Origin of the sequence: uncultured Campylobacter sp. (assembly GCF_937973075.1) — a bacterium.
GTDB lineage: Bacteria > Campylobacterota > Campylobacteria > Campylobacterales > Campylobacteraceae > Campylobacter_B.
Map to the genome: position 1 here is coordinate 23448 of NZ_CALBWL010000030.1, position 13776 is coordinate 37223.

Sequence of the window (13776 nt, forward strand, 5' to 3'; positions counted from 1 at the left end):
AATTTTAGCGAGCATAAAATTTAAAGGACTACGATGAAAATTTTAGCTTTATTTTTAGCGATTTTGGGGCTTACGAGCGCGCTTGAAGTAAGCGATCTGGCGCTTAAGACCGACAATATCGGCGGCAAATTTAGCGAAACGCTCAGCATCGAGGGCTTTACCGAGCCCGTACGAAGCAGCGGCGAGTTTAGGATCAAGGGCGGCGAGCTGTTTTGGACTACGCTAGAGCCGGTGCGAAGCGAGCTAAAAATTGGCGCAGACGGCGTTTTTGAGCGTAGCGGCGTGGCGTGGATCAAAAGCGCCGATTCGCTTTTTGACAAGGATACCTTTTTAGCGATCTCGCGCCTGGACGTAGCGCGGCTTAGCAAAAATTTCTCGATCGCGCTAAGCGGCAGCAAAGATGCGTGGCGCGCCGAGCTAAGCCCCAAAGGGATGCTACAAAATATCTTTAAAAATATCGTGATCGAGGGCGGCGCCTACGTCAGGGTGCTGCGAATTAACAGCGCTAACGGCGATGTGAGCGAAAACGTATTTTCGAGCGTCGTGAGCTTAGATGAGTAAGAGCGCGGTTTTAGCGGTATTCGGCGCGGTTTTCATCGCGCTTTGCGCCTTTATAACGCTAAATTTAAACCGCGTAAATTCCGATTTTTATGAGCTGAGCGGTATTGAAATTTCGGGCGAGCAGAAACAGAGCGTCGAGGATTTCAACCGCGAAATCGCGAGGCAAATCATCGTCGCAAGCGCGGATAAAGCGAGCTTTGACGCATTCATTGCGGATATGCAAAAAAGCGGGCTTTTTGAGAGCATAATCTATGAAGTAAAGGACGCGAGCGTGTATCAGAGCGAGCTTGCGCGCTTTGCGCCCGCGATGCTAGACGATGCGAGCGTGGAGCTTTTAAAAAGCGATCCGCAGGCCTTTTTTGAGCGTAGCGCGCGTGAGCTTTACTCAAAATTTCGCCCACTTAGCCTCTCGCAGGATTTTTTCTCGCTCAGCCTTCACTCGCGCCTCGGCGCTCGCGGCGCGATCAAACTCGATCCTGCGCAAAACCGCTTTATTACGATCATTGACGGCGCGCCGCACTACCTCGCTACGGCTAAATTAGCTCCGAAAGCAAACGACGACGCGCTTAGCGCGCTCGTGCACGAAGCGCAAAAGAGCGAAATTTTAATCTCGGGCACTGCCCTATTTAGCGCGATGGGCAAAAGCGCGGGCGTGCGCGAAAGCTCCGTCGCGGGCGCCGTTTCGCTTAGCCTGTGCGCGGCGCTGCTGCTGGCGGCATTTTCGCGCGCACGGATCTTCTGCCTGCTGCTGCCCGCGCTTTTTGGGCTCGCCTGCGGCGTAGCCGCCACGATGGCGATCCGCGGCTCGATCCACATCCTAAGCGCCGTGGTTTCGACGAGCCTAATCGGGCTGATGCTGGATTACGCGGTGCACTGGCTCGGCGCAAACATCGCGCGCCGTATAGAAGCTCGCTCGATAAAAAGCATGCGAAATATCCTGCTTCTAGGCTTTTTCATTACCGCGGGAGGCTACTTCGTATTTTTATTCAGCCCGTTTTTTCTGCTCAAAGAGATCGCTATCTTTGCCATAGCCGCACTTGCGGGGGCGTTTTGCTTTAGCTACTTCGCCCTACCGCTGCTTCTTGAAGGAGCGGAATTTTGCCCTACTCCTATCTTTGCAAAAGCTCTTGAGCTCTACGCAAAGGCGCTTTGCAAAATAAACTTAAGCTTAAAAGCGCTCGCCATCATTTGCGCGGCGCTGCTTGCGTTTTTGTATTTTAAGATGGAGTTTAAGGACGACGTCAGCGAATACGCGAGCTTGGATAAAAACCTAATCGCGATGAGCGCTAAGCTCGCGAGCATCGGCGGCTCCAGCTTCGATCTGATAGTGGGCAACGATGCGAGTGCGGTAGCCAAAGAGGCCGTAGCGCGCGGTCTTGCGGACTCATACGTGGGCGCGCCGATTTTGGATCCCGCCACGCAGAGCTTTATCAAGCAAGCTTTTGCAAACTACGATAGAAGCGCATTTTTACGTCTCGGGCTCAGCCGCGAGCTCGTGGACGCAAACTTTGCTAAGATCGCAGATGCGCCTATTTTAAGCTACGAACATGCTAGAAGCTCCGTTCTTTTTGCCGCGATGCCGAGCATCGATCCGCATATCGCTTTTTTGCGTGGCGTGCGCGATAAGGCAACCGTTAACGAGCTTGCCGCGCAGATGGGCGCGCTGCATCTAAACATGCGAAGCGCCATAAGCGAGGCGTTTTCGCAGATCAAAATCAACGCTCTGTATCTAAAATGCGCCGCATACGCCCTCGCACTCGCACTACTGTGGGCGTTTTTCGGTGCGCGGACAGCGTGGTTGATCGTCATCTCCGTCTTTGCGACAAATTTAGCCGTGCTTGCCCTGCTTAGCGCATTTGGCGTGAGCGTAAATATTTTTGCGATCTTTGCGCTGATCCTATCGGGCGCCGTGGGGATCGATTATATGATCTTTGCAAATAACGATAAAATGGCGCTTAGCGATAAAATTTTCGGTATCACGCTAGCGTCTTTAACCAGCATAATCTCTTTTTTTACACTCGCTTTCAGCTCCACTAAAGCCGTAGCGCTGTTTGGGCTCTGCGTCAGCCTGAATATCGCGCTAGCGGCGATCTTGGCGCAAATTTTAGCGGCGAGCAAGAAAAGCTAATCAAGCGGAAGCCAAAGAGCCGAAATAAATAAAATAGACGCTATTTGCCTGCTTGCAGATAAAATTTATAAAAGAGAGCGCCGTAAATTTATGCAGCCTCGGCGAATGAAAATTTAGCCTAGCGCGCCGCGAGATAAAATTTAACAGATTAGCGCAAAATAAAATTTTAGATAAAATTTCAGCCAAGCAAGTTGAGAACTTAAATTTAAAAAGCAAAATTGCAAGATGAAATTTTAAAAGCCTTTTGGCCGCAGCGTCTCGAAGCATGCTATTAAATTTAAACCCATGCAGCGCATTTTTAAATTTAAACCCTTGCGGCGCGTTATTAAATTTAAATTTGCACGCCGCAGACCGCCCTACTCGTCGCTTTTGCCCGCTTTTATCATCTTTATAAATTCCTTTGCGAGCTTGGAGGGTTTTTTATACACGACCGAAAACGACACGTCCAAAAGCGGCTCATCCGCGACGTCAAAGAGCGTGATGTAGTCCTTCTGCGTCTCAAAAATATACCGTGCGAAGCTGAAGCTCACGCAAAGCCCCGCCGCAACCATCGCGTTAGCCACGTACAGATAGGAGGTGTCACAGAAAATTTGAGGCGTAAAGCCGGCGTTTTCAAAGATCTTTTTAAAGTTCGATTCGCTTTTTAAAATTTTACTGCTGATTGCAAATTTATCGGATTTGAACTCGCTAAGTGCGATTTTAGGGTATTTCTCGGTAGAATTTATACTCGCTCGCGAAACAGCCGGGTGCGATGAGCCGACGCTTAGAAGCAGCCTGCGCTTTTTTATAAACTCGCACTCAAGCCCCTCTGCGAAAAGCTCGCCGAAGTGCGCGGCATAGACGATATCAAGCTCGCCGCTTTTTAGCATCTCGATAAGCGCGGGTTCGGAGTGAGCGTGCACGATCCTAATATCGGCTTTGGAAAACCTGCTATAAAACATCGCGATGATCTTTTCGATAAATTTAAAGCTGGTAGAGGTCGCGCCGATTACGAGCTTGCCCGTCTTGATAGACGAAAGCCCGCGTATTTCGTTATTTAGCTCCTTATTGAGCCTAAGCATATTTTTCGCTCTGGCGATGTAAATTTCGCCCGCATAAGTAAGCTCAAGCCCGTTTTTTCTATCAAAAATTTCGATCCCAAGCTCCTTTTCCAAAAGCATAATGCTCTTTGAAAGCGACGGTTGCGCGATTCCAAGCTCGCTCGCCGCTTTTGTAAAGCTTTTAAGCTCCGAAATTTTTACCGCAAATTCCATATGTCGTAAGCTCATATTTTGCCCCTTCGGTTGAAATTTAATAGCCTATAGCTATTAAATTATATACCAAATAACATTTGACTTACATAAAGATTTAATATAAAATTACGACATTAATCTTTAAGGTTAAAAAATCTCTAAGTAAAGGGGCAAATATGCAGAGACGCGACATACTGAAAATGGGTATGGTAGGAGCCGGTGTACTCGCACTTAGCGCGGTAAATGCACAAGCAAGCGCAGTGGACGCAAAGGACGTCAAATTTGACGAGGAGTGGGATGTAATCATCATCGGTAGCGGCTTTGCGGGGCTTGCGGCGGGCTTAAAAGCGGCGCAAAAAGGTAATAAAGTGCTAATCCTCGAAAAGATGGGCCGTATCGGCGGAAACTCCGTCATCAACGGCGGCGGTATGAGCGTACCGATGAACCCCGTACAGGAAAAAACGGGCATCAAAGACAGCAAAGAGCTATTTATGAACGACTGTCTAAAAGCAGGGCTTGGCATCAACCACCCCGAGCTTTTGAGCACCCTAGCCGATCGCGGCTTAGACGCGTTTAAATTCCTCGTCGATAGCGGCGTGCAATTTAAGATGGATCACTGCGCGCACTTCGGCGGGCACAGCGTCGCGCGCTCGATGCTAACTACAAATGATAGCGGCTCTGGTTACATCCAGCCGATGCTTGAAAAATTTGAAGCGCTAAAAGATAAGGGCTGCGAGCTTCGCCGCCGCGCGAAATTTGACGATTTCGTAATGGACGGAGATCGCGTAGCGGGCGTCGTGATCCGCGAGGAGTATAAATTTGATCCAAATCTCTACAGCGACGATCTTGAAAACACGAGCGGTACAAAAAAGACGCTCAAAGCCAAAAAAGGCGTAGTGCTCGCCGCGGGCGGATTTTGCCGCGATAAAATTTTCCGTAAGCTTCAAGATCCGCGCATCCCTGATGATGTCGATAGTACAAATCACGCGGGAGCTACCGCGGGCGTGCTACTAAAAGCCTTTGAGATCGGCGCGTATCCGGTGCAGGTCGATTGGATCCAGTTCGGTCCGTGGGCAAGCCCCGATGAAAAGGGCTTCGGCACCGCTCCGATCCTAACTCAGCAAGGCACCTTTAAATACGGTATCGCCGTGGACGTTCGCACGGGCAAGCGTTTTATGAACGAGCTTGCAGATCGCAAGACTAGAGCGGACGCGGAGTTTAAAATTTTACGCGAGGATCCAAAAGCCTATCCGATAACATTCGCCGATACCAAAATGGCGTTTAAAGACCTAAGCGAAGAGGTTATTTCTAAAGGCATGGCAAGCGGTAAGCTAGTGGGCGAATGCGCGAGCCTAGATGAGATCGCCAGCAAATACGGCGTGCCTGCGGATGCTTTAAAAGAGAGCGTCAAAAAATATAACGAAGGTGTTAAAGCCAAAAAAGATGAGTTCGGCAAACAAGAAAGCGCGCTTAGCGAGATCAACGAAGCGGGACCTTTCTACGTCATCCGCCTATCGCCTAAGCCTCACCACACTATGGGCGGGCTAAAAATCAATACCAAAGCCGAGGTCTTATCATCTAAGACGAATAAGCCGATCCCAGGCCTCTGGGCTGCAGGCGAGATCACCGGCGGAACTCACGGCGCTAGCCGCTTAGGCACCGTCGCGATCACCGACTGCATAGTTTTCGGAATGATCGCGGGCGAGCAGATCGCCTAATTTGGTCTGAGCGCAAGCTCTTTTAAGCCTTACCCGGTTAGCGAAAGCGGGCTGGCAAGGCAGTTTTCTAAAAGGTTACAAATGAAAAATTTCAGTTTTACGGCGCTGTTTCTGTGCTGTATCATCGCGACTATGTTCGGCGCGCCGAGTGCTAACGACGCCAACGCCACGAACATAGTCGTTTCAGATGAGCTTCGGGCAAAATACAAAATCAAACCTCATCACGAGCATTTGTCATTTGACTGCGTCGATTGCCACATAAATCAAGGAAGCGATCCGTCTAAATTTAAAAGTATCGGCGACAAGGGCTGTATCAGCTGCCACGGCGACAAAAAGCAGCTCGCTTTGAGGCTTAAATTTATGGATACGCTCAAGGCCAATCCACACAACTCCGTCCACGACGGTCCTACGCTATACTGCGACGAATGCCATGCCGAGCATAAAGCATCTACGAATATGTGTACCGAATGCCACGAGCACGAAGTGCCGCAATGGATGGGGGTGACGCCATGAGAATTTCTAAAAAATTACTAGCGCTTATCATCTTAATAAGCGGTATTATAGGGTTTTTCGTCGTCGTGCCGGTGCACTATGCGCTTGAGAAAACGAGCACCGATAAATTCTGCGACGTCTGCCACGAGATGGATCCGATGGTGATCGCCTATCAAGAGGACGTCCACTCGGGCAAGGGCAAAACGGGCATCAAAGCCCAATGCGTCGACTGCCACCTACCGCACGACAATATCGTAAAATATGTCTATCAAAAGGCCAAAAACGGCGTGTTGGAGGGCTACTCACACTTCTTCGACGAGCCTGAAAAATTTGATTGGAACAAAAGGCGCGAAAACCGCGAGCATTATGTGTTTGACAACGGCTGCACGAGCTGCCACGCTACCGTGATCGACAGCAAAATCACCTCCGAGCAAGCACAGCGCATGCACGCGCACTACAAAAAGCTCCTAGGCACTGAGCGCGAGCTTAAATGCGCTAGCTGCCACGTAAGCGCAGGCCACGGCATCGGGCTTCGCAACTACCTAGAGTACTGGCGACCGACGTATAAAATTTACGAAAAGAAGATGATGGAGGAAAAGATCAAAGCAAAGAAGGGATTTTTCGGTGACGAGTATAAACCGAGCGCCGAAGAGCAGGCCTTTATGGACGCTTCTAGCGCGAAGAAATAACGCTTTGAGATTATAAGCGCTTCAATTCACGCTTTAATTCACATTCCGCCGTGGGTTAAATTTAAAGCTCAAATTTAGGGCTTCGATTTAATCTACGGCAGCTTAAATTTAGCGGGTCAAATTTTATCCCGCTTGATCCGACGAGCAAAATTTTATCCTTTCTCATCTCTTTTGCGCTTTACGGGCGAGCTTTTAAATTTATCTAAATTTAAAATTTTACCGAAAGAAGCCGTACAAAAATCATCGCTTTTTTTAATATCTCAGCGCCGTGCTAGGGCGCAGTCAACGCCTGTAAGAGCTTAAAAGACAAATCAGTTTGCTGGTGGTCTGCTTGCGGTAAAATGCTGATGAAATTTTACTAGATTAAATAGCTACGTTAAATTTAAATAGCTAAGCTTTGAAATTTTAAAATTTCGCGGAGCGGATTGGGTAAATTTAAATTTCATCTCCATAAAATTTCGCCGAATATATCGTTTAAATTTATCGTCTAAATTTAGCCCTTACTGCATTAAATTTTAAAAGCCATGTTTAAATTTAGGAGGTTTGGATGAAACATTTATCAAGCGCAAGCCCGCTTGATAATGCATGATGGGAAAGAGTAAATTTTTTGGGTTTAAACACCCTTTTTGCGTCATATATGAGGCAAAATAATGCAAATGAAAAAGAGCGGAAATACTCCGCTCTTTAAAATTTTACTTGCCGCTTAGATCAAATTTATACGCAGCCTGCAACCATATCTCGTTCTCGTCGAACTTTCTATTTATGCCGCTAGCGTAGTGGTCGCTCCTCTCAAGCGCAGTGTAAGTTACACCCAAGCTTAGCCCCTTCACGGCCTTAGGAGCGTAGTTTGCCGTTACCGCCCAGCCCTCTACGTCCATGCTGGTGCCGACCGCTTGACCCGCGGCCCCGCTAGCATTGATATTATTCGTGCCGCCTACTCTGTCTTGATCGCCTTTTACGTAGTGTAGCGCGGTTTTAAAGCCATCTAGGCCAATAGCGCCGAAGTTGTAATCAAGCACGATCTTATGCGTATCCATACCCGCATATCCCGTAAATACGAATGGACCTCTAATAGGCAGAGCGGTGTATGATCCAGGGCCGTTGCCGACGCCCAAAATAACGGCATCGTCGTCGCTAACGGTCGTATAGGCATACGATAGACCGAATCCGAAAAACTCGCTAACCGAGACTCTTGCGCCGAACATATCGCCGTCAAGCCTTCTTGGCTCCAGCCCTCCGTCCACGCGTGAGCCTTTGTAGTTAAGATCAAATCCCAGCTTTAAAACCTCGCCTACCGGCACTTTTACATTTGCCTCGGCAAGATACAGGCTAACGTCGCCGTCTTTTAATGCGTTAGCGGGTTTTACGTCCGTTACCGCTGCGTAAGCGCCGGTTAAAGTAGTATAAGGCAAGGATTTGTTTTGAACATATGCGGAGAAGATATTTTCAAATTTTACGGCGACCGGACCGGTCATATTACCCAGAATCACCCTATCTTTAAATAAAGGAGCCTTTCCTTCGCCAGCCGGAGCGCCCATAGCGGTTTTGCTCCTTCCTTGGAATTTATAAAACCATCCGCCCCACAAGGTAGTATCGGGGATATCTTTATTGGATATCGCTACGCCCTCGAAAGCTTCTTTAAACGCCCTCGTATAGTTGCCTGCTACCAGCGGAGTAACGACATATTGTCTTCCTGCTTTTATATCGGTATTGCCTATGCCGTATCCCAGGTATAATTCAGATAATACCGCACCCTTGGTATACCACTCCTTATCGTAGGCGGTCTTATTGCTTGAGCCTACGTGATACGGCATCAACCAGCCCTGTCCGGTAAGCCCTATTCTAAAGCCGTAAAGAGGATCGGTAACGTATCCGAGCTCAAGACCCACGCCGAATGCCTCGTAGTCGTTATCGCCCATAGCGGCTTCGCCTCTATTGTCTACGATTTTATTGGCGTAAGTTGTCTTTACCGTTCCGCCAAGCTTACCGTTAGTAATCGCCTCGGCTACGCTATCTGCCGCGCTTAGCGAGGATACAGCGCATGCGCAAACTGCCGCAGCTAAACTTAGTTTGATGAGTTTCATTCGAAATCTCCTTTCATAAAGATTTACAAATATTTATAAAATGAATTATATCAAACAATCTCGCTGTTTACGATAAAAAAAAGGGAGAATTTAAAATAAAAATTACGCAACTTTGTAAATATTAAATTAATGAATAGTGAAATTTATCGCCCGATTTATGATTTCATGCTTTGGCGAAAATTTTTGGCTTGCGCCCCAACCTCGACTCGCGAATAAAAGCGATCAAAATTTCAAAATTTCAAAAACGCCAAACCGAGCCGCCGGATAGAATTTTACCGAAATCAAAGGGTGAAATTTCGCCGCTTTTAAATTTTAGAATTTAGAAAGCGTGGTGAAGCTTGCGAGCTGAAATTTCTTTTTAAATTTAAAGCGCGGCTACATAGATTTATACAGCCTATGCAGCCGCGCGGAATTTAGATAGCGGATCGAAGTCTTAAATTTAGGATAATCTACAGCGCCTTTGCGATCAACTCGTTTACGTTTTTGATAAACTCGCTCGGATTTTCCAGCTCCTGCCCCTCGCTAAGGCGCGCCAGATCGTAGATTATCTCGGCTACTTGCGGCAGCATCAGCTTATCGGCCTGTAGCTTTTTGATGATCTCGTGATCTGCGTTGATCTCCAAAATCGGCTTTATTGGCGGCAGATTGCGACCTCCCATCTGCTTAAGCAGCTGCTGCGTCGCAAAATCGGGATCGTTCTCGTCAAAAACAAGGCAGGAAAGCGAGCCGCTTAGACGCGATGAAATTTTAACGTCCTTGACGCGTTCGCCTAAAATTTCTTTGATCTTCGCGGCGATCTCTTTGGCTTGCGGCGTCGCGGCATCGTCGCTCGCAGCTTCTTGCTTGATCGAAGTCGCGTTTTTTACAGGCGTCTTATCAAACTCAAAAACGCCCGGCATCACGATCGTATCGATCTCATCGTCGCAGAGCACCACCTCCGTGCCCTCGGCGTTAAATTTTTCGATCAGAGGCGAGCTTTTAAGCATCGCGGCGCTGTTTCCCGCGATATAATAGATCTCTTTTTGATCCTCTTTCATTTTTTCCTTATACTCGCTAAGCGTGATGAACCCGTCTCGCAGGTTTGATTTGAAAAGACAAAGCTTTAAAATTTCCTCTTTGTTTGCGCCGAAGCCGTAAAGCCCCTCTTTCAAAACCTTGCCGAATAATTCGTAAAATTTTATGTATTTTTCGCGATCGTTCTGCAAAAGCTTTTCTAGCTCAGATAGAATTTTTTTCACGCTCTGTTCGCGGACGTAGGCTAGAATTCGATTTTCCTGCAAAATTTCGCGGCTTACGTTTAGCGGTAGATCCTCGACATCCATTATGCCGCGCACGAAGCGCAAGTAGCTAGGCAGCAGCTCTTTGGCGTCATCGGTGATAAAAACGCGCTTGACGTAGAGCTTCACGCCGCTTTGATAATCGACGCGGTATAGATCGAAAGGCTCGCTGCTCGGCACGTAAAAAAGCGTCGTGTATTCGTGCGTGCCCTCGGCCTTAGTGTGGATGTAAAATAGCGGATCGCCGCTATCGTGGCTGATCTGCTTGTAAAATTCATTGTAATCGCTTGGCTTTAGGCTGCTTTTTGGCAGCTGCCAAAGCGCACTCGCGCGGTTGATCTGGACGTTTTTAACCTCGCTATGTCCCTGCTCGCCCTCTTTTTGTGCGGGTACGTATTCTTCTTTATCCATAAAGATTGGATAAGGGATGTGGTTGGAGTATTTTTTGATAATGCCTTCGAGCCTATAGCCGTCCAAAAACTCCTCATCTTTCATATGCAGGATTATAGTCGTGCCGAAGTCCTCTTTCTGCGCCTTTTCGATCGCATAGTTGCTCGCGTCGCTGCTCCATTTATAGCCGTCCTGCGAGAGCGGCTTGCGGCTGATCACCTCGATATGATCTGCCACCATAAACGCCGAATAAAACCCGACGCCGAACTGTCCGATGAGGTTGCTATCCTTCGCTGCATCGCCGCTAAGGCTCGCCATAAAGCCCTTAGTGCCGCTGCGCGCGATAGTGCCTAGATTGCTCTCGAGCTCGGCCTCGTCCATGCCGATGCCGTTGTCGCCGATGCTTAACGTTTTGGCCTCTTTGTCGATCTTTATATCGATGCGTGGCACATATGAAAGCGCCTTGTAATCGTCGTTCGTAAGGCACAAATAGTTTAATTTATCCAGCGCGTCGCTTGCGTTTGAGATGAGCTCGCGCAGGAAAATTTCCTTGTTTGAATAAAGCGAATGGATCATCAAATTTAGCAGATCATTCACTTCGGTCTTAAATTTTTTCTTTGCCATTATGCGGTCCTTTTTGAAAATTTTGGCAGATTATATCATGGAGTGCTAATCTTGTCAAGAGTAGAATAAATAAACTTGATATGTATCCTATCAAGTTTTGTAAATTTAGAGGCTCGCTTTAAAATTTAACGTGGAATTTCGCTCGATTTGTCGTCTGCGAAATAGCTACTCGCTCGGCGGAAAATTCCAGCTTCCACGCACGCCAAGCTTCTAGTTTCCAGGCGTGTCAAACACGAAAGCGCCGCCGCAAAAACCGCAAAAACCGCAAAAATTTCAAGTGCGGGTTTTGGTAAGAATTTCGGCGCATCATAGCAAAGCTTTCTTGCAAAGAGGAAAAAATCAAAAAATTTATCTCTTAAAAAAACGAGAATGAAATTTATCGATTTTTAGGGGGGGGATAGAATGCACTAAATTTTTGGTTGAAAGGAAAAATATGGCTGAGGATAAGATTAACGGGAACGAAGCCTTGACCCAAAACGGCATGGACAACAATAAGAAAGAAAGTGAAACGAAAAATATAAATGGAGATAAAGAAAATGAAGCTTTTGTCCAGGTTTCTTTATTGATTTTAGGCGGTATAGTAGGCGGCGCATGGGCTAATATATTAGATAAAGATTTATGGATTAATGTATTAACTATAGCTGTAGCGGGCTTTATTGTCTATGCAACAATAACTTGGCACGATAAGAAATTAGATAAAAAGATAGGATTTCCTATTTCTGATTGTTCTTTTGCTCATAATAATGGCTCTACTTGCATGTTTAGCATATTGCATTCACAAATAATTTCAAAGGAGAAAAGAATGAAAAAAGTAATTTTAGTTTTAGCAGTTCTAGCGAATTTGGCGTTTTCTGCTGAAGAATTAACACAAGCTCAAATCGAATATTTCGATAAAGAGGGCGAGGGCGGAAATTTAAAGTATTGCACGGCAATCGGTGAATATTACTTTATGGTTGGCGGAGAAAGGATAGATTGCAAAAAAGCAAAATACTATTTTGAAAAAGTTTGCAAAATGGACAAAGCTGTTCAAAAAAATGAATATTTTATTGAAAGCTGCGGAAATCTCGCAGCTATGTATTATAAGGGGATTGCCGGGATCGAACAAAATTATAAAGAAGCGGCTCGCTTATTGAAAGTGACTTGCGATATTGGAGACCCTATGGCATGTAACAATCTTGGGATAATGTACAATAATGGATATGGCGTGAAAAAAGATATAACAAAAGCCGTATCTTGCTATAAATACGCTTGCAATAAAAACAATTGGCGAGGATACTCGAGTCTTGGTGCATATAATATTGCTTTAGGCAATAAGAATACGGCTGTTAAATATTACAAAAAGGCTTGCGAGTTGGGTAAAAACGACTCAGAAGCACAAAATCCAAGCAATAAAGATTTTTGGCAACTCACTTGTGAATTGTATGAAAAATTAAAATAGACTTAAAATTACCTGAGCCGAATTTGCGTTCGGGTAAATCCGCTCAAATTTTCCCAAATCAAATTTAAATTTTCGCCGCTCTCGTTTTCGCCGATCTTACGTAGCCGATCCTTGCGCCGCCTTTCGTTCTCAAAGCATCATATTTTGCCCTATTGCGCCGTATTTACGCACAGCAAAGCGCACGAAAAAGTGAATTTTAAATTTTACTCGCCCTGCTCTGCGACGGAATTTACGCACAAAGCGTGGGTATGAAAACAGAAGTGCCTTAAATTTTACTCATTACGTCGTCGATTATCGCTTGCGCGCCGTTTCGATCCGCAAGCTCAAGCAGTCCTTTGCTCGCGCGCGCCACGTCGAAGCTCTCAATCAAGCCTAAAATTCGCTCGCCGCTTGCGTCCTCTTGACGTAAAATTTCGCAAAGTCCGCGCTCTTTAAGAAATTTCGCGTTATAAAACTGATGATCCGCCGCCGCGAACGGAAACGGCACAAATATCGCGGGCAGACCATTTGCGCAAAGCTCCCACAGCGTGCTGGCGCCGCTACGTCCGACGCAAAGATCGGCGCTTGCGATGAGCTCGTACATATTTTTGCAAAAGCCCACGAGCTGTACATCCAGACCCTGCTGCGCGTAGATCTGCGAGATGCGCTCAAACTCGCGCTCGCCGCATTGATGGATCACGCCGTAGCCGAGGCTCAAAAGCTTGGGCGCAAGCTCCACGGCAAGCGAGTTGATAAAGCTCGCCCCCTGCGAGCCGCCCAAAAAGATGACCCTCTTAAGCGCCGTGCGCGGCCGCGCCGTCTCGAAAAAAATATCCGCGATCGGATAAGCAAACGCGCGCTTTTCATAGGAGCTGTAAAACGTGCGCGCAAAGGGCCTCAGCAGGCGATTGAGCCGCCCGCAAACGGCGTTTTGCTCGTGGATAAAAAACGGCACGCGAGAAAGGATCGCCGCGATGGATGCGGGCGCCGAGCTGTATCCGCCCACGCTGATGAGTGCGCGGACGCCGTTTTGCTTTAAAATTTTACGCGCCGCAAGCGAGAGGCGCAGGATATTTAGCAGCGAGGCTAGCTTGGCAAGACCCTTTTTATCGACGACGCCCGAGCTTTGCAAAAAATAGGTACGCGCAAAAAGCTCACTATTTT

10 protein-coding genes are annotated in these 13776 nt (G+C 47.2%); 6 read left to right on the forward strand and 4 right to left on the reverse strand.

All coding sequences use genetic code 11. The features are described 5' to 3' along the window. Positions 1–33: 33 nt before the first annotated feature. On the forward strand, positions 34–561 hold the full coding sequence (locus tag Q0274_RS03905) for an outer membrane lipoprotein carrier protein LolA (protein ID WP_298027839.1): 528 nt from the start codon (positions 34–36) through the stop codon (positions 559–561). After that, positions 554–2689, forward strand: a complete 2136-nt coding sequence (locus Q0274_RS03910) for a hypothetical protein (RefSeq protein ID WP_298027841.1) — start codon at positions 554–556, stop codon at positions 2687–2689. Before Q0274_RS03905 ends, Q0274_RS03910 begins: the two co-directional genes overlap by 8 nt. A 356-nt stretch (positions 2690–3045) precedes the next feature. Here Q0274_RS03910 and Q0274_RS03915 read toward each other — a convergent pair whose 3' ends face one another. Continuing rightward, positions 3046–3957: a LysR family transcriptional regulator gene (locus tag Q0274_RS03915; protein ID WP_298027843.1), complete on the reverse strand. Its 912-nt coding sequence runs from the start codon at positions 3955–3957 to the stop codon at positions 3046–3048. Between the two features lie 140 nt (positions 3958–4097). Between Q0274_RS03915 and Q0274_RS03920 the strand changes: the two genes are divergently transcribed. The 3 genes from Q0274_RS03920 (at position 4098) to Q0274_RS03930 (ending at position 6820) form a co-directional block, all read left to right on the forward strand. After that, positions 4098–5639, forward strand: a complete 1542-nt coding sequence (locus tag Q0274_RS03920) for a flavocytochrome c (RefSeq protein WP_298027845.1) — start codon at positions 4098–4100, stop codon at positions 5637–5639. An 81-nt stretch (positions 5640–5720) separates the two neighbouring features. Next, a complete protein-coding gene (locus Q0274_RS03925; RefSeq protein WP_298027847.1) occupies positions 5721–6152 on the forward strand; it encodes a cytochrome c3 family protein in 432 nt (143 codons plus the stop codon). Then, on the forward strand, positions 6149–6820 hold the full coding sequence (locus Q0274_RS03930; protein WP_297897385.1) for a NapC/NirT family cytochrome c: 672 nt from the start codon (positions 6149–6151) through the stop codon (positions 6818–6820). The genes Q0274_RS03925 and Q0274_RS03930 overlap by 4 nt, the downstream gene beginning before the upstream one ends. Before the next feature lie 692 nt (positions 6821–7512). Here the strand turns inward: Q0274_RS03930 and Q0274_RS03935 are convergent. Then, complete coding sequence (locus Q0274_RS03935; protein WP_298027849.1) at positions 7513–8904, reverse strand: OprD family outer membrane porin; 1392 nt, start codon at positions 8902–8904, stop codon at positions 7513–7515. Between the two features lie 449 nt (positions 8905–9353). Continuing rightward, complete coding sequence (gene htpG, locus Q0274_RS03940) at positions 9354–11195, reverse strand: molecular chaperone HtpG (protein WP_298027851.1); 1842 nt, start codon at positions 11193–11195, stop codon at positions 9354–9356. Positions 11196–11628: 433 nt separating this feature from the next. Here htpG and Q0274_RS03945 point away from each other — a divergent pair, with 433 nt between their 5' ends. Further along, positions 11629–12633 carry a tetratricopeptide repeat protein gene (locus Q0274_RS03945; protein WP_298027853.1) on the forward strand — a complete coding sequence of 335 codons (1005 nt, stop codon included), beginning with the start codon at positions 11629–11631 and terminating at the stop codon, positions 12631–12633. 265 nt (positions 12634–12898) lie between these two features. On the opposite strand, the gene Q0274_RS03950 is transcribed toward Q0274_RS03945, so the two are convergent. Then, positions 12899–13776, reverse strand: an 878-nt coding sequence (locus tag Q0274_RS03950) for a UDP-N-acetylglucosamine--N-acetylmuramyl-(pentapeptide) pyrophosphoryl-undecaprenol N-acetylglucosamine transferase (RefSeq protein ID WP_298027855.1), incomplete at its 5' end; no start/stop codon positions are given.